Annotated in this window: 13 protein-coding genes and 1 pseudogene; 8 read left to right on the top strand and 6 right to left on the bottom strand. The window is 63.6% G+C overall.

Features of this window, described 5'->3' with window-relative positions; all coding sequences use genetic code 11:
- The 3 genes and pseudogenes from ACE3UG_RS10405 to purN form a co-directional block, all read right to left on the bottom strand.
- Window positions 1–566 (bottom strand): annotated as a pseudogene (locus tag ACE3UG_RS10405) (mechanosensitive ion channel protein MscS); the annotation flags it as partial.
- Between the two features lie 43 nt (window positions 567–609).
- Window positions 610–1,881 carry an RsmB/NOP family class I SAM-dependent RNA methyltransferase gene (locus ACE3UG_RS10400; RefSeq protein ID WP_374623287.1) on the bottom strand — a complete coding sequence of 424 codons (1,272 nt, stop codon included), beginning with the start codon at window positions 1,879–1,881 and terminating at the stop codon, window positions 610–612.
- A 170-nt stretch (window positions 1,882–2,051) separates the two neighbouring features.
- The gene (gene purN / locus ACE3UG_RS10395; RefSeq protein ID WP_374623211.1) at window positions 2,052–2,702 is read right to left on the bottom strand and encodes a phosphoribosylglycinamide formyltransferase; all 651 of its coding nucleotides are present in this window, start codon (window positions 2,700–2,702) and stop codon (window positions 2,052–2,054) included.
- A 236-nt stretch (window positions 2,703–2,938) separates the two neighbouring features.
- Between purN and ACE3UG_RS10390 the strand changes: the two genes are divergently transcribed.
- The 7 genes from ACE3UG_RS10390 (at window position 2,939) to dut (ending at window position 11,924) form a co-directional block, all read left to right on the top strand.
- A complete protein-coding gene (locus ACE3UG_RS10390) occupies window positions 2,939–3,931 on the top strand; it encodes a bifunctional riboflavin kinase/FAD synthetase (RefSeq protein ID WP_374623208.1) in 993 nt (330 codons plus the stop codon).
- Window positions 3,932–4,090: 159 nt separating this feature from the next.
- The gene (gene ileS, locus ACE3UG_RS10385) at window positions 4,091–6,928 is read left to right on the top strand and encodes an isoleucine--tRNA ligase (protein ID WP_374623206.1); all 2,838 of its coding nucleotides are present in this window, start codon (window positions 4,091–4,093) and stop codon (window positions 6,926–6,928) included.
- The gene (gene lspA, locus ACE3UG_RS10380) at window positions 6,928–7,467 is read left to right on the top strand and encodes a signal peptidase II (RefSeq protein ID WP_374623204.1); all 540 of its coding nucleotides are present in this window, start codon (window positions 6,928–6,930) and stop codon (window positions 7,465–7,467) included. The genes ileS and lspA overlap by 1 nt, the downstream gene beginning before the upstream one ends.
- 142 nt (window positions 7,468–7,609) lie before the next feature.
- Window positions 7,610–8,821, top strand: coding sequence for a bifunctional phosphopantothenoylcysteine decarboxylase/phosphopantothenate--cysteine ligase CoaBC (gene coaBC, locus ACE3UG_RS10375; protein WP_374623202.1), 1,212 nt, complete (start codon window positions 7,610–7,612; stop codon window positions 8,819–8,821).
- Between the two features lie 218 nt (window positions 8,822–9,039).
- Window positions 9,040–10,260, top strand: a complete 1,221-nt coding sequence (locus ACE3UG_RS10370; protein WP_374623199.1) for an MFS transporter — start codon at window positions 9,040–9,042, stop codon at window positions 10,258–10,260.
- 62 nt (window positions 10,261–10,322) lie between these two features.
- Window positions 10,323–11,357 (top strand): LLM class flavin-dependent oxidoreductase, encoded by a 1,035-nt coding sequence (locus ACE3UG_RS10365; RefSeq protein WP_374623196.1) that lies wholly within the window; start codon window positions 10,323–10,325, stop codon window positions 11,355–11,357.
- A 120-nt stretch (window positions 11,358–11,477) separates the two neighbouring features.
- Window positions 11,478–11,924 carry a dUTP diphosphatase gene (gene dut, locus ACE3UG_RS10360; protein WP_374623193.1) on the top strand — a complete coding sequence of 149 codons (447 nt, stop codon included), beginning with the start codon at window positions 11,478–11,480 and terminating at the stop codon, window positions 11,922–11,924.
- A gap of 83 nt (window positions 11,925–12,007) precedes the next feature.
- Here the strand turns inward: dut and clpA are convergent, their stop codons facing one another.
- Window positions 12,008–14,305 carry an ATP-dependent Clp protease ATP-binding subunit ClpA gene (gene clpA / locus ACE3UG_RS10355; protein WP_374623190.1) on the bottom strand — a complete coding sequence of 766 codons (2,298 nt, stop codon included), beginning with the start codon at window positions 14,303–14,305 and terminating at the stop codon, window positions 12,008–12,010.
- Window positions 14,302–14,616: an ATP-dependent Clp protease adapter ClpS gene (gene clpS, locus ACE3UG_RS10350; protein ID WP_010807118.1), complete on the bottom strand. Its 315-nt coding sequence runs from the start codon at window positions 14,614–14,616 to the stop codon at window positions 14,302–14,304. Before clpS ends, clpA begins: the two co-directional genes overlap by 4 nt.
- Window positions 14,617–15,056: 440 nt before the next feature.
- Here clpS and cspD point away from each other — a divergent pair, with 440 nt between their 5' ends.
- Window positions 15,057–15,263 (top strand): cold shock domain-containing protein CspD, encoded by a 207-nt coding sequence (gene cspD, locus ACE3UG_RS10345; RefSeq protein WP_010807119.1) that lies wholly within the window; start codon window positions 15,057–15,059, stop codon window positions 15,261–15,263.
- 589 nt (window positions 15,264–15,852) lie between these two features.
- Here cspD and ACE3UG_RS10340 read toward each other — a convergent pair.
- On the bottom strand, window positions 15,853–16,167 hold the full coding sequence (locus tag ACE3UG_RS10340; RefSeq protein WP_374623184.1) for a non-heme iron oxygenase ferredoxin subunit: 315 nt from the start codon (window positions 16,165–16,167) through the stop codon (window positions 15,853–15,855).
- Window positions 16,168–16,173 lie beyond the last annotated feature (6 nt).

The following is a 16,173-nucleotide window of genomic DNA, read 5'->3' as shown; positions in this document are numbered from 1 at the left end:
AGCACCAGCGTCACCCCGATCCAGAGCAGACCGGAGACGATCGAAAGCAAGGTCAGATGACTCGATCCCACCGCAAAGCGTACGCTGCCCAGCCAATTGAGGATGTCGTCGTGCACGCCCAGCACGTAGGCCAGCATCGCCAGCCAGGCAAGCGTCGTAAAGATACGCTCGAAGACCTTCAGCAGCCCGTAGGCATGCGGCGACGAGGCAAACAACCGGCGCACGAAGTAGAACGCAAGGTAGATGAGCGCGGTGCCGAACAACGGCACCTCGGCCAGCCGCAGCAGCGAGACGCGCATGTAGTCCTGAAGCACCACACGCGTGAGCGCCACACACATCCAGCCGAACATTGGAAAAAACGAGCGGCGCAGACTCGACGACCCCGCCCTGCGCGAGGGCGCGACGCGCTCGAAATGGCGCTCGAGCCGCCCGATCATCCAGTGCCGCAGTACGAAGGCGACGACCAGCGCTCCCGCCAGCGCCCCGATCTGCCAAATGATCTGCGCGTCGCCGAAGTCGTGGACGACGTCTCGCACCAACCTCGCGAAAGCCGGGCTTTCCTGCATCGCTATCTCTCGTTCTGTAGTTGGCTAATGCCGGAAATCGACCTCAGGCCGGACGACGCTCGAACACAGCGGCAAAAAAGCCGTCGGTCGCGTTGCGGTTCGGCAGGAGTTCGAGATACTTGCCCGTGTCGAGTCCGATTTTCTGCGATGCAAGCAACTCGTTCGCCGACAACAGCACGAAATCGGGGTGAGCGCTCGCAAACGCCTCGGCAATGGCGCCGTTCTCTTCGGTCAACAGGCTGCACGTGGCGTAGACGAGCCGCCCGCCAGGCTTGACCAGCCGCGCCGCGCTCGCGAGGATCGACGCCTGCTTCTGCGTGAGCTCCTCGACCGATTGCGGCGACTGACGCCATTTCAGGTCCGGGTTGCGGCGCAGTGTGCCGAGCCCGCTGCATGGGGCGTCGACCAGCACTCGGTCGATCTTGCCCGCCAGGCGCTTGATCTTGCTGTCGTTCTCGCTGTCGATCATCACCGGATAGACGTTCGACAAACCGCTGCGAGCCAGGCGCGGCTTGAGCTTCGCCAAGCGTTTATCCGAGATGTCGAACGCGTAGAGTCGCCCGGTGGAGCGCATCTGCGCGCCGATGGCGAGCGTCTTGCCACCGGCCCCGGCGCAGAAGTCGACGATCATCTCCCCGCGACGCGGCGCGACGAGTTGGCACAACAGTTGGCTGCCTTCGTCCTGCACTTCGATCGCGCCCGAGACGAACAACGGGTGCTTCTGCAACGCGGGCTTGCCCGCCAGCCGGATGCCGTTGGGGGCAAAGGGCGTCGGCTCGGCCGAAAAGCCGTCGGCACGCAGTTGCGCAAGCACATCGTCCCGGTTCGCTTTGACCACGTTCACGCGGCAATCGAGCGGCGCGGGCTGGTTGAGGGCTGCAGCGAGCGCTTCGAGTTCGGTCGCGCCGAAGCGCTTCGCCAGTCGCTCGTACAGCCACGCGGGTAAATTGGTGCGCACGCGGGCGGAGAGACTCGCCGGATCGATCTGTCCAACATGTTCGAGCCAGGCGATCTCGTCGGGTGTCGCAACCAGCTCAACCGAGGTGATGCCGCGTGTGAACGCAAGGCCCAGCAATGCCAGACGGCGCTCCAGCGGCCCGTTGCCGCTCTCGGCATGCTGGCCGAATTCAAGCTTGCGGCGCAGAATCGCGAACACTGTCTCGGCAAGCACGCCGCGCTCGCGATGGCCCAGCTTGTCATTGGCGCGGAAGTAGGTACTCACCAGCGTGTCGGCCGGCCCGGTGAACTTGAGCACGCTGCCGAGCAGCAATTGCGTATGTTCGAAGAGTGCCGGCGACAGGCGGTCGCCGCGCATGCGTGCGCTCGCGCTCACCGGGGTGTCCTGACGGCGATCGCCCTGACGGCCGCCTCGTCCCGCCTTGTTCGAATGGGACGACCGGGAATCGAACGACTTGCCACCGGTACGGCCACCGGTGCGGCCATCGGTGGATTGTGCGCCATTGCGGCGCTGGGTCGGGCGTGTGCTCATGCGTCTTCACCAAAGAACCATTGCGAAGCGGGCGTGCCGTCGGCATCGGGCGTGACCGTCACGCGGCCATCGGCCACGACCAGACGGTCTTCCACGAACCAGCGCACGGCGCGCGGATAAATGACGTGTTCCACCGGCAGAATGCGCTCGGCCAGTGTCTGGGGCGTATCGCCCGCCCGCACCGGCACGACGGCCTGCAACACGTATGGTCCGTGATCGAGTTCGGCCGTCACGAAATGCACCGTGACGCCGACGACCTTGCAGCCGGCGTCCAGCGCACGGGCGTGCGTTTGCAAACCGGGGAAAGCCGGCAAAAGCGACGGGTGGATGTTGATCAGGCGGCCAGCATAACGCTCGGTGAATTCCGGCGTCAGAATACGCATGAATCCGGCGAGCACGATCAGATCGGGATGATGGCGATCGATCTCGGCGGCGAGCTCGGCGTCGAACACCTCGCGAGACTTGCCCACACTGGGCACCACGGCCGTGGCGATGCCGTTTTCCTGGGCGAATGCCAGGCCTTCGGCGTCGGCGCGATTGGCAATGATGGCGGCCACCCGGGCCGGCCAGCCTTCGGTGGAACAGGCACGGACGATGGCCTGCATGTTGCTGCCTCGTCCGGAAATCAGGATGACAATGTTCTTCATCGCGGGATTTTATCATTGGTGCGACGCACCAGACACCCTGTATTGGGTCCGTCATGCGCCGCGATGGCCCCGAAGCGTTTATAATTCAACGTTCTGCGGCGCCGCAATGTCGGATCGGCCGTCCTGCGCCATCCGGGCCTCGTCCCGTTGCTGCAGGCCGCCGGGCTCTCGCGGCTGCGCCGTGCGGTTCATCCACCAACGCTCACTCAACGTCCTGTACTGACGCTTCCTTTATCGTGCGAGTCTTCCGGGGTCTACCCAACGCGCAAAGCAAAGCGCCCTGCGTGCTCACGATCGGCAATTTCGACGGCGTGCACCTGGGCCATCAGGCGCTGCTCGCGCGTGTGCGCGCCGCGGCGGCCGCGCGCGGCCTGCCGGTGTGCGTCATGACGTTCGAGCCGCACCCCCGCGAGTACTTCATGCCGGACCGGGCGCCGGCACGCATTTCCAATCTGCGCGACAAGTTCGAGGCGTTGCGCTCGCACGGGGTCGACCGGCTGGTGGTGGAACACTTCAATGCCCATTTCGCCGGCCAATCGCCCGAAGACTTCGTGCGCAACATCATCGTCGACGGTTTGCACACCCGCTGGCTGCTCGTGGGCGACGACTTCCGCTTCGGCGCGAAACGCGCGGGCGACATCGAGTATCTGCGCGAGGCCGGCCGCCGCTTCGACTTCGTGGTCGAACAAATGCCGACCATTGCGCACGACGGCGCCCGCATTTCCAGCTCGGAAGTGCGTGCGGCGCTCGCCGACGGCAACTTCGAGCGCGCGCATGCGCTGCTCGGCCGTCCGTACGCCATCACCGGCCACGTCGTGCATGGCATGAAGCTCGGCCGCAAGCTGGGCTTCCCAACGCTCAATCTGCGCATCGCTCACAAGCACCCTGCCCTGACGGGTATTTTCGTCGTGCAGGTGCACGGTCTGCTGGACAAACCGGTGCCGGCCGTGGCCAGTCTGGGCTTGCGCCCGACGGTGGACGACTCTGGCCGCGTGCTGCTCGAAGTGCATCTGCTCGACTTTGCAGGCGACTGCTACGGCAAGCTGGTGCGCGTGGAATTTTTGCAGAAGCTGCGCGACGAAGCCAAATTCGACGGGCTGGCGGAACTTGAAGCGGCCATCGCACAGGACACCCGCGAGGCACGTGCCTACTTCGCGCATGCGCTCGATGCCAACGGCCCGAGTGCACGACGCGACTTCGCCACCTCGGCCACCGACCGAATTAGTTGATCTTCGCCCGCGTGCGGCGGCGCCCTGCGCCTCGCGCGCGGCCCGCCGCCGCCACTGGCACCAGCCCGGGCGTTGCATCGCCCGGCCCGCAAGGGCTGTCTGCAACGCCACCGGCGCGAGCGCCCCACACCCGACATTCCAAATTCGTAGCGAAGCCCCATGAGCGAAAAGAAAGCCCCGAGCAAATACCCCGTCAATCTTCTGGATACGCCGTTCCCGATGCGCGGCGACCTGCCCAAGCGCGAGCCGCAGTGGGTCAAGCAATGGCAGGAAAAGCGGATCTACGACAAGATCCGCCGCGCCAGCAAAGGCCGTCCGAAGTTCATCCTGCACGACGGCCCGCCGTACGCGAACGGTGACATCCACATCGGCCACGCGGTCAACAAGATCCTCAAGGACATGATCGTCAAGGCGCGCAACCTCGCCGGCTTCGACGCCGCCTACGTGCCGGGGTGGGACTGCCACGGCATGCCCATCGAGATCCAGATCGAAAAGCAGTTCGGCAAGCACCTGCCGGTGCGCGAAGTGCAGGAGAAGGCGCGCGCCTACGCCAGCGTGCAGATCGAGCGCCAGAAGGCAGACTTCGAGCGTCTGGGTGTGCTAGGCGATTGGGACAATCCGTACAAGACCATGAACTTCTCGAACGAGGCGAACGAGCTTCGGGCGCTCTCGAAGATCATGGAGAACGGTTATGTGTACCGGGGCCTGAAACCGGTGAACTGGTGCTTCGACTGCGGCTCGGCACTCGCCGAAGCGGAAGTCGAGTACAAGGACAAGACCGATCTGGCCATCGACGTCGGTTTTGCCTTCGCCGAACCCGAGAAGGTCGCGAAGGCGTTCGGCCTGCCGAAGCTGCCGCGCAACGACGGTTATATCGTTATCTGGACGACCACGCCGTGGACGATTCCGTCGAACCAGGCGCTCAACGTTCACCCGGAAGTCGAATACGCGCTGGTCTCGACCGAGCGCGGTCTGCTCATTCTCGCCACCGAGCGCGTCGACGAGTGCCTGAAGACGTACGGCCTGCACGGCGAGATCATCGCCCGCACGAAAGGCGAAGCGCTCTCGCTGATCCGCTTCCGTCACCCGCTGTCGACGGCCGATGCCGGTTACGACCGCACCTCGCCGGTGTACCTGGGCGACTATGTGACGACCGACACGGGAACGGGCATCGTCCACTCGGCGCCCGCCTACGGCGTGGAGGATTTCACCTCGTGCAAGGCGCACGGCATGCCGGACGCGGAAATCCGCATGCCGGTGCTGGGCGACGGCCGCTATCAGGACAGCCTGCCCCTGTTCGGCGGTCAGTCGATCTGGGATGCCAACCCCCAGATCGTCGACGCGTTGCGCGAGGCGGGCACGCTGTTCCACTCGTTCAAGTACACGCATAGCTACATGCACTGCTGGCGTCACAAGTCCCCGATCATCTATCGCGCGACCAACCAGTGGTTCGCAGGCATGGATGTGAAGCCGGTCGATGGCGCGCCGGGCGACGGCAAGACCCTGCGCGAGCTCGCGCTCGCCGGCATCGAGGCCACCGAGTTCTTCCCGTCGTGGGGCAAACAGCGTCTGCACAACATGATCGCGCACCGCCCGGACTGGACGCTCTCGCGTCAACGCCAATGGGGGGTGCCGATGGCGTTCTTCGTGCACAAGGAAACCGGTGCGCTGCATCCGCGCACGCCCGAGTTGCTCGAGGCCGTCGCCAAGCGCGTGGAAACCGAAGGTATTGAAGCCTGGCAGACACTCGATCCGGTCGAACTGCTCGGCGACGAAGCCAAGGATTACGTGAAGAACCGCGACACGCTCGACGTGTGGTTCGACTCGGGCACCACCCACTGGCATGTGCTGCGCGGCTCGCACGCGCACGAACTGGGCTTCCCGGCCGATCTTTACCTCGAAGGCTCGGACCAGCATCGCGGCTGGTTCCATTCGTCGCTCCTCACGGCGTCGATGCTCGACGCTCGCCCGCCTTACAAGGCGCTGCTCACGCATGGCTTCACCGTCGACGGCCAGGGCCGCAAGATGTCGAAGTCGGTGGGCAACACCATCGTCCCGCAGGAAGTCGCGGGCAAGCTCGGCGCGGAAATCATCCGCCTCTGGGTCGCGTCGACCGACTATTCGGGCGAACTGTCGATCTCCGACGAAATTCTCAAGCGCGTGGTCGAGAGCTATCGCCGCATCCGTAACACGCTGCGTTTCCTGCTCGCCAACCTGGCCGATTACGACCACGCGAAGCACGCGATGCCGGCCGATCAATGGCTGGAAATTGACCGCTACGCCGTCGCGCTGGCCCAGTCGCTGCAAACCGAAGTGCTCGGCCACTACGACCGCTACGAGTTCCACCCGGTCGTGGCCAAGCTCCAGACGTTCTGCTCCGAAGACCTGGGCGGCTTCTACCTCGACATTCTGAAGGATCGCCTTTACACGAGCGCGCCCGACGCGCCGGCACGCCGCGCGGCCCAGAATGCCCTGTATCACATCACCCACGGCCTGCTCAAGCTCATGGCTCCGTTCCTGTCGTTCACGGCAGAAGAGGCGTGGCAAGTGTTCCAGCCGGGCAACGATACGATTTTCACGGAAACGTATTACGCTTATCCCGACGTCGCCGAAAACTCGCGTCTGCTCGAGAAGTGGCACCTGTTGCGCACGGTGCGCGGCGACGTCACCAAGGCACTCGAAGAGGCACGTGCGGCGGAGCAGATCGGTTCGTCGCTGCAGGCCGAAGTGGACGTGCGCGTCTCGGGTCGCAAGTACGACGTGCTCGCGAGTCTCGGCGACGATCTGCGCTTCGTGCTGATCACGTCGGCGGCTTCGGTCACGCAGGTGGCGACCGAGGCCGACGAAGGCGTGGTGGTCACGCCGTCGTCGCATCAGAAGTGCGAGCGCTGCTGGCACTATCGTGAAGACGTGGGCGCAGACGCCGCCCATCCCACCCTTTGCGGCCGCTGTGTGTCGAATCTGTTCGGCAGCGGCGAACACCGGAGCGCGGCATAATGGCAAGCAAAGCAGGCGCCCGTAGCGGCGCACGACGCAGCAATGGCGGTGCCCGTAGTGGCGCCACGTATGGATTGGCCCCGTGGCTCGGGATCGCGGTCGTTGCGATCCTGCTCGATCAGGTCACCAAGCTCACGATTCTGAAGTCGTTCCAGTACGGCGAATTCCATCCGCTGACGTCGTTCTTCAATCTGGTGCTGGTGTACAACAAGGGCGCGGCGTTCAGCTTTCTGGCCGCCGCAGGCGGCTGGCAGCGCTGGTTCTTCACGCTGCTCGGTCTTGTGGCCGCCACGGTCATCATCTGGCTGCTCAAGCGCCATAACGGCCAGAAGATGTTCTGTCTGTCGCTCTCGCTGATTCTGGGCGGTGCGCTGGGCAACGTGATCGATCGCGTGATCTACGGCCACGTAGTCGACTTTCTCGACTTTCACGTCGGCGGCTGGCATTGGCCCGCGTTCAACGTGGCCGACTCGGCCATTTGCGTAGGCGCGGTGCTGTTGGTGATCGACGAGCTGCGACGCGTGCGACGCGGCAAGTAGCGGCCATCGCAGGTTCGCCGCAGAATCGGCGGCGCGATCCGCCCACGCGGGGCCACGGGCACTCGCGGGTTGTGCGGTTCGAGGCAAACGCCGTCGCGGCGCCCAGGAGGCGCCGCGCGGCACTTTGGAGGAGGTATTTCCCATGGAACGCGGTGAACTTGCGGGCAAGACCATCGTTCTCGGCCTGACCGGCGGCATCGCCTGCTACAAGTCGGCCGAACTGACCCGGTTGCTCATCAAGGCCGGTGCAACGGTGCAGGTCGTCATGACCGACGCCGCCACGCAATTCATCACCCCGCTCACGATGCAGGCGCTCTCGGGCCGCCCCGTCTTCACCAGCCAGTGGGACAACCGCGTCGATAACAACATGGCGCATATCGACCTCTCGCGTGAGGCCGACGCCATTCTCGTTGCCCCCGCCTCCACCGACTTCCTCGCCAAGCTCGCGCATGGCCTGGCAGACGATCTGCTTTGCACGTTGTGCGTGGCGCGCGATTGTCCGCTGCTGGTCGCGCCCGCGATGAACCGTCAGATGTGGGCCAATCCGGCCACCCAACGCAATGCGGCGACGCTGCGCGGCGATGGCGTGACGATCCTCGGTCCCGACAGTGGCGATCAGGCCTGCGGCGAGATCGGCGACGGGCGGATGCTTGAACCGGAAGCCATTTTCGAAGCGCTCGCAGGCTTCTTCCAGCCGAAACGCCTCGCCGGACGCCGCGTGCTCATTACCGCCGGTCCGACCTTCGAGCCCATCGACCCGGTGCGCGGCCTGACCAATCTGTCCAGCGGCAAGATGGGCTTCGCGCTCGCGCGCGCGGCGGCGCAGGCCGGTGCCGAGGTCCATCTGATCGCGGGACCGACCGCGCTGGCAACGCCTTACGGGGTCGCGCGCAGCAACGTCCAGACGGCGCAGCAAATGTACGACGCGGTGATGGCCGATGCCGCGCGCAGCGATATCTTCATCGCGGTCGCGGCCGTGGCCGACTGGCGCGTGCGCGACGTGGCTCGCGACAAGATCAAGAAGACGGGCGACGCCGACGTGCCGACGCTCGAATTCGTCCAGAACCCGGACATTCTCGCCGCCGTGGCCCAGTTGCCAACGCCGCCTTACTGTGTGGGCTTCGCCGCCGAGTCGGGCGATCTGGAGACGCACGGCGCACACAAGCGCAAACGCAAGCAGGTGCCGCTGCTCGTCGGCAATCTTGGCCCCGCCACGTTCGGTCAGGACGACAACGAGGTCATACTCTTCGACGAGGCCGGGCAGAAGCGTCTGCCGCGCGCCGACAAGCAATCGCTCGCCCGCAGCCTGATCGTCGAAATCGCCGCACGACTCCCTTCGCGCGCCCCGGGCTGACAGATGTCCGGTCTCACCGCTTCACCGGTTTCCGGTTCGCCATCGGCGGCGTCCGACGTCGTCCGGCGTCGCGGGCAGGCAGGCCAATACAGGGCAACTAAGGGGCAACGTCAGGCTCACGACTTCGCGACTTCGCGGCTTCGAGGCCTCACGGTCTTACGACCGTCCACTGCGGGCGCTTCGGCCCCGGCAGCCATCGCCACACGATCACAATCAAGATGACGCAACCACCAACACCCGCGCGGCCCGCCGTCAGTGTCTACGGGACACTGAGCATGCTCGCCGGGATCATGTTCTTCGGCTTCATGACGATCGGCATGCCGCTGCCGGTGCTGCCGGTCTACGTCCATGAAACACTCGGCTATGGCTCGTTTGCGGTCGGCGTGACCATCGGCATCCAGTCGGTCGTCACGCTGCTGCTGCGCTCCTACGCCGGACGCACCGTCGATACCCGAGGCCCTCGCCGCGCAGTGCTCACCGGCCTGTGCGGCTGCGCCGCCGCAGGTGTGCTCTATCTCGTCGCTTCGATGGTGCCCAACGCCGCGCTCGCGCTGGGCATTCTCCTCGCCGGACGCGTGGTGCTTGGGTTCGGCGAAAGCCTGCTCCTGACGGGCGGCATGTCGTGGGGCATCGGCCTGCTCGGCGCAGCGCATGCAAGCAAGGCCATTTCCTGGCAGGGCGTGTCGATGTACACGGCGATCGCCACCGGCGCGCCATTCGGGGCCTATCTGTTGCAGGCAGCGGGCTTTACCGTGGTCTCGCTCGTGAATATCGCGCTGCCTGCGGTGGCCTTCGCGATCGCTCTGCGACTGCCGCCTGCCGCCCCCGTGGGCGGGAATCGGCTGCCCTTCTTGCGGGTTGTAGGGCTCGTGTGGCGCCCAGGTCTCGCCATGACGCTGGGCAGCATCGGCTACGCGGTCATCGCCGCCTTCATTACGCTCTACTATGCGAGCCACGGCTGGCCGGGCGCCGCCTATGCCCTCACGCTATACAGCGCCTGCTTCATCGGCATGCGCATCGCGCTCGCCCACGCGGTCGATCGCTTCGGTGGCCGCCGCGTCGCCATGGGCTCGCTGGTCTTCAGCGCAATCGGCCAGTTCCTGTTGTGGCGCGCGGCGAGCCCGGATATGGCCCTCATTGGCGCGGGACTCACGGGCGTGGGCTTCTCTCTCGTGTTCCCAGCCTTGGGCGTGGAAGCGCTGCGACAAGTCCCCCCCCAGAACCGGGGCGCCGCGCTGGCGGCCTATTCGGCGTTCTTCGATCTGGCGCTCGGCCTGATCGGCCCGATGGCCGGACTCGTCGCCAACTATTTCGGCTACGCCTCGATCTTCCTGTGCGGCGCACTCGGCGGCATCGTGGCCATTCTGATGATTGCACGCCTGCCGCACGCAGGTCCCGTCGCGACACCGGCGGATTCGTCCGCCGGCAGCGGTCACTGATCTGTACGACTACGTTTTCGACGGCCCTCTGCCCCATGCCGTCGATCTGGAGCACTGAACTCATGGCGCACGCACCTGCTGCACAAATCAAGCTGTCGATCCTCGATCAAACGCCCGTGATTCACGGCCACAGCGTGGCAGACGCCATCGCGGCGACTGTCGAACTGGCGCAAGCCGCCGACGAGCTTGGCTACACGCGGTACTGGTGCGCGGAGCATCACGGGCTGCGCGGCGTGGCCAATCCGGCGCCCGAGGTCATGATTGCCCGGCTGGCCAGCGTCACGAAACGTCTGCGCGTGGGATCGGGCGGGGTCATGCTGCCTTACTACAGCCCGTTCAAGCTGGCCGAGCAGTTTCTGATGCTCGAAGCGCTGTTTCCGAACCGGATCGACCTTGGCGTCGGACGCGCCCCCGGCGGCGACATGCGCACGGCGCGCGCCGTCGCGAAAGGGCCATACGACGCTGGCGAGCACTTCCCGCAGCAGGTTGCCGAACTGGCGGGCCTCTTCAACGACACGCTGGCGGAAGATCATCCCTACCGAGGCGTGCTGCTGCAACCTGCGGTGCAAACACGCCCAGAGCTGTGGGTGCTCGGCTCGAGCGAGTTCGGCGGCCTGCTTGCCGCGCAACTCGGCTTGCGCTACTGCTTCGCCCACTTCATCAACGCCCATGACGGCCATCGCGTGACGCAGGCGTATCGTGAGCGCTTCGTGCCGGGCCAGTTGGCGCGTCCGTACTGTTCGGTAGCCGTCTTCGTCATCTGCGCCGACAGCGACGCCGAGGCCGAGGCACTGGAGGCCGGTGTCGACCTGCGTCGCGTGCAGATGGCCTACGGCATGAACGAGCCGATTCCGAGCATTGAGCAAGGCGCGCAGGCCAAGCCACAGTATCGCGAGCGGGAATTGGCCGTGATCGCGCGGGAGCGGCCGCGTAGTATCATCGGCACCCCGGAGGGCGTCACCGAGCGCGTGCTGGCGTTGCAGGAACAGTTCAAGGCCGACGAGATCGTCGTGTTGACGGTCGCCGGCAGTTATCGCGCCCGATTGCGCTCGCACGAACTGCTCGCGCAGGCATTTTCTCTGCGTGCCGCCGAATGACGAGCGTCAATGCCCCCGGGGCATGCCGCGTCACCGACAGAATTTTTTGACCGATTTACGCCGCATTCAACGCAATGGTGCGCACACGCCAACGCCCTTACTCCATCACACCATAACGCCATGAAACTCGACGTCAAGATTCTCGACGAGCGCCTGCGCTCGCAGTTGCCCGCGTACGCCACGCCGGGTAGCGCCGGACTCGATCTGCGAGCGTGCCTCGACGCGCCGCTGACCCTTGCACCCGGCCAGACCGTACTCGTGCCGACAGGGTTGGCGATCCATCTCGCCGATGCGGGCTACGCCGCGCTGATCCTGCCGCGCTCAGGTCTCGGCCACAAGCACGGCATTGTGCTCGGCAATTTGGTCGGACTGATCGACTCGGATTATCAGGGTCAATTGATGGTCTCGACCTGGAACCGAGGCAACGATCCGTTCGTACTGAATCCGTTCGAGCGTCTGGCCCAACTGGTGATCGTGCCGGTCGTGCAGGCTCAGTTCAACATCGTCGACGCGTTTCCCGAGAGCGATCGAGGCGCCGGCGGCTTCGGCAGTACGGGCGCGCACTGACGTCACACCGCCGCGAATTTCCGATGATGCAACAAAAAACGCCGCTATAAGCGGCGTTTTTTGTTGGCGCGATGCAGCCGCGATTACTCGACTTCGGCCGCTTCCGGTTGCGCACGGGTGTTGCCATCCTCGGGGAAGGACAGTTGTACCTGATCGTGCTCGTCCAGATTCACCGTGACACGGCCACCGCTGGTCAGACGCCCGAACAGCAATTCGTCGGCCAACGCACGACGGATCGTGTCCTGGATCAGACGCTGCATCGGACGCGCGCCCATGAGCGGATCGAAACCGTTCTTGGCCAGATACGCCCGCAGCTCATCGGTGAAGACCACCTCGACCTTCTTCTCGTGCAACTGGTCTTCCAGTTGGATGAGGAACTTGTCGACCACGCGCAGGATGATCTGCTCATCGAGCGGCTTGAAGCTGATGATCGCATCCAGTCGATTGCGGAACTCCGGCGTGAACATGCGCTTGATGTCGGCCATTTCATCGCCGGCCTGACGCTCGTTGGTGAAACCGATGCTCGCGCGATTGATGGTCTCTGCACCGGCATTCGTCGTCATGATGACGATGACGTTACGAAAATCCGCCTTACGACCATTGTTGTCGGTGAGCGTGCCGTGATCCATCACCTGAAGCAGCACGTTGAAGATGTCCGGATGCGCCTTCTCGATTTCGTCGAGCAGCAGCACGCAGTGCGGCTTCTTGGTGACGGCCTCGGTAAGCAGCCCGCCCTGATCGAAGCCCACATAGCCCGGCGGCGCGCCAATCAAACGGCTCACTGCGTGACGTTCCATGTATTCCGACATGTCGAAGCGAATCAGCTCGATGCCCAGCGTGAACGCGAGCTGCTTTGCGACTTCGGTCTTGCCGACGCCGGTCGGCCCCGAGAAGAGGAACGCGCCGATCGGCTTATCGGTCTTGCCCAGGCCGGCACGCGACATCTTGATCGCGGCGGACAAGGCGTCGATGGCCGGGTCTTGCCCGAACACCACGCTCTTGAGGTCGCGATCGAGCGTCTGAAGCTTGCCGCGATCGTCTGCAGACACGCTCTGCGCCGGAATGCGGGCGATCTTCGAAACGATGTCCTCGATCTCGCCCTTGCCGATGGTTTTCTTCTGCTTGGACTTCGGCAGAATTCGTTGTGCCGCCCCCGCTTCGTCGATCACATCGATCGCCTTGTCAGGCAGGTGACGATCGGTGATGAACTTGGCCGACAGCTCGGCCGCGGCCGAGAGTGCGCTCGACGAATACTTCACGCCGTGGTGCTCCTCGAATCGCGACTTGAGCCCACGCAGGATCTGCACCGTCTGCTCGACGGTCGGCTCGTTCACGTCGATCTTCTGGAAACGGCGCGACAGGGCCGCGTCCTTCTCGAAGATGCCGCGATACTCGGTGAAGGTCGTGGCGCCAATACACTTGAGCTGCCCCGAGGACAACGCCGGCTTGAGCAGGTTCGACGCGTCGAGCGTGCCGCCCGATGCGGCCCCCGCGCCGATCAGCGTATGAATTTCGTCAATGAACAGGATCGCGTTGTTACGCTCCTTGAGTTCCTTGAGCACCGCTTTCAGACGTTGCTCGAAGTCGCCACGATACTTCGTGCCGGCGAGCAGCGCGCCCATGTCGAGCGAGTAGACGGTCGCGTCTTGCAGAATCTCGGGCACTTCGCCGCGCGTAACGCGCCAGGCGAGTCCTTCGGCGATGGCCGTCTTGCCGACCCCGGCTTCACCGACGAGCAGCGGATTGTTCTTGCGACGGCGACACAACACCTGCACCACGCGCTCGACTTCCGATTCGCGTCCGATGAGCGGATCGATCTTGCCGTCGCGCGCCAGTTGATTCAGGTTCTGGGTGTATTGCGCAAGCGGGCTTTCCTTCGCGTTGGCCCCCTCTTCTCCCTCGCCACTGCCTTCGCCAGCCTTGGCCGACTCGCCAGGCGCGCCGGTCTTGGTAATGCCGTGGGAGATGAAATTGACGACGTCCAGCCGCGTTACGCCCTGCTGCTGCAGGTAATAGACGGCGTGGGAGTCCTTTTCACCGAAGATGGCGACCAGCACGTTCGCACCCGTCACTTCCTTCTTGCCGTTGGAAGTCGATTGCACGTGCATGATGGCGCGTTGAATCACGCGCTGAAACCCGAGCGTCGGCTGCGTGTCGACCTCGTCGCTACCTGGCACCGTCGGCGTATTGTCGGCGATGAAATTGCGCAGGTTCTGCCGCAAATCATCGAGATTTGCCGCGCAGGCGCGCAGCACTTCGGCAGCGGTCGGGTTATCCAACAGGGCGAGCAACAGGTGCTCGACCGTGATGAATTCGTGTCGTGCCTGACGCGCTTCCATAAACGCCATGTGCAGGCTGACTTCCAATTCCTGGGCAATCATGCTTCCTCCATCACGCACTGCAGCGGGTGCCCGGACTGCCTTGCATGGCTAACGACTTGCTCAACTTTGGTCGCCGCGACGTCGCGCGTAAAGACCCCACAAACTCCCCTGCCCTCGCGATGAACCTTGAGCATGATCTGCGTGGCAGATTCCCGGTCCTTATTGAAATATTCCTGAATGACCATCACCACGAACTCCATCGGGGTGAAATCGTCGTTCAACAGTACCACCTTGTACATCGACGGCGGCTTGAGCTGTTGCTCCTGCCGCTCCTGTACGGTGTCGTCATGCGTTGTCGGTAAGGTTGCCATACGTGGATTCTAAACAACTCCCGGGTGCAGGACGCAATCGGAGCCCCTATTGCCGCCTGCCGTCCGGTCTTCCACCGGAATACCAACACTCGTCGATCATCGCGCGCGTTGTCCAGCAAGGCGCCGCTGCCCCGACCATCGGGGTGCCACACCCATATGAGTCAGCTTAACCCAAATTTCAAGGGCGTGTCTCCGCACCCCCGACGCGTCCCCGCACATCAGGGTAAAACCTGATCGAACACAACTTCTATCGGACAAAAAGGGCTTGACACTATTAGCACTTAGCGAAAACAATCGACGTGGCGCTTTTCCTCTATAAGCGTTTTAAAAGAAAAGATGCCTGGGTGAGCCTAAGAAGCCGCCGCCAGCCGGCGGGATTTTCAGATGTGCTCGTTGTTGCTGCGATATGTAGTAGTGGTAATTGTTCAGGGGAAGTTTGTATGGCAACCGGTACGGTCAAATGGTTTAACGACGCCAAGGGCTTTGGTTTCATCACGCCGGATGAGGGTGGCGAAGATCTGTTCGCTCACTTCTCGGCAATCCAGATGAACGGCTTCAAGACCCTCAAAGAAGGTCAGAAGGTGCAGTTCGAGGTCGTTCAAGGCCCGAAGGGCAAGCAAGCTTCGAACATCCAGGCGGCTGCCTGAGGTAGCGCCGTTCGATGCATTGAAAACCCGGCTTCGGCCGGGTTTTTTATTGCATCGCAACATTGCATGCGCCATGACGTGTTCCCTGCATCCATTTTTGAATGCAAAGGACGGCGCCAGTTTCCACTCTCCCGCAAAAGTTTCGTGGAACTTAACTTCATTTAGTCTCTTATAAATCCTGATTCATCGCGATATTCCGCTCCGCGATTAAAGTGATGTTTAGAAATATCGCGTTGCGGAAATAAATTACGCATTTTCAGATTTTGGCTCAGCATTCCTATACAGTCGACCGGTCGACCATTACGCGATACTCGCGCGTTAAGCACCGGAAAGAAAAAAACCCTTTAACGATTCCGGCAGCGCAACTCGGGCTCGTCACGCAAACCCCGAATGGAAACGTTTGTTTCACTACATTTACATAAGAAGCATGTGATTCTACCAACGTCGGGCGGCCGCTCGTCTGTACGGCTGGCAGACCGCCGCCTGTCGTGGAAATGCGACGGGCCGCCCCGCTCGCGCAGCGCCTACGGCGGCCCGTTTGGACGGCATGCCCCAAAGTGGGCACACAGTTCCCGTCGCGACGAAGCCGTCAGCCCAGATCGACGAAGACCTGTTGGCCCTCGATACGGATCGGATACGTTTTCACAGCCTCGGTGAGCGGCGCGCACATAGCCGCGCCGGTCCGCACGTCGAATTTTCCCTGGTGCAGCGGGCACTCGATCTCATGCCCGTCGAGAAACCCATCGCACAGGCGCGCGTTTCCATGCGTACACACGTTGTCCGTCGCAAACACCTCGCCGTCCACGCCATACAGAGCAATGTCGCGGCCCGCCACGTTCACACCGATCACATCGCCCTCGGGAACGGCGTCGCGCGACACCACCTCAACCCATTGACCGCTCATGATGTC

The sequence above is a fragment of the Pandoraea sp. genome (genome assembly GCF_041919235.1).
Classification (GTDB): domain Bacteria; phylum Pseudomonadota; class Gammaproteobacteria; order Burkholderiales; family Burkholderiaceae; genus Pandoraea.
This window is presented reverse-complemented; position numbering and strand designations above follow the sequence as displayed.

What these genes read in the sequence shown, in the direction of transcription:
- ACE3UG_RS10400 (WP_374623287.1), bottom strand. Translation starts at nt 1,881, where the DNA reads ATGCGCGGCGACCGCCTGTCGCCGGCACTCTTCGAACATACGCAATTG.
- purN (WP_374623211.1), bottom strand. Translation starts at nt 2,702, where the DNA reads ATGAAGAACATTGTCATCCTGATTTCCGGACGAGGCAGCAACATGCAG.
- ileS (WP_374623206.1), top strand. Translation starts at nt 4,091, where the DNA reads ATGAGCGAAAAGAAAGCCCCGAGCAAATACCCCGTCAATCTTCTGGAT.
- lspA (WP_374623204.1), top strand. Translation starts at nt 6,928, where the DNA reads ATGGCAAGCAAAGCAGGCGCCCGTAGCGGCGCACGACGCAGCAATGGC.
- coaBC (WP_374623202.1), top strand. Translation starts at nt 7,610, where the DNA reads ATGGAACGCGGTGAACTTGCGGGCAAGACCATCGTTCTCGGCCTGACC.
- ACE3UG_RS10370 (WP_374623199.1), top strand. Translation starts at nt 9,040, where the DNA reads ATGACGCAACCACCAACACCCGCGCGGCCCGCCGTCAGTGTCTACGGG.
- ACE3UG_RS10365 (WP_374623196.1), top strand. Translation starts at nt 10,323, where the DNA reads ATGGCGCACGCACCTGCTGCACAAATCAAGCTGTCGATCCTCGATCAA.
- dut (WP_374623193.1), top strand. Translation starts at nt 11,478, where the DNA reads ATGAAACTCGACGTCAAGATTCTCGACGAGCGCCTGCGCTCGCAGTTG.
- clpA (WP_374623190.1), bottom strand. Translation starts at nt 14,305, where the DNA reads ATGATTGCCCAGGAATTGGAAGTCAGCCTGCACATGGCGTTTATGGAA.
- clpS (WP_010807118.1), bottom strand. Translation starts at nt 14,616, where the DNA reads ATGGCAACCTTACCGACAACGCATGACGACACCGTACAGGAGCGGCAG.
- cspD (WP_010807119.1), top strand. Translation starts at nt 15,057, where the DNA reads ATGGCAACCGGTACGGTCAAATGGTTTAACGACGCCAAGGGCTTTGGT.
- ACE3UG_RS10340 (WP_374623184.1), bottom strand. Translation starts at nt 16,167, where the DNA reads ATGAGCGGTCAATGGGTTGAGGTGGTGTCGCGCGACGCCGTTCCCGAG.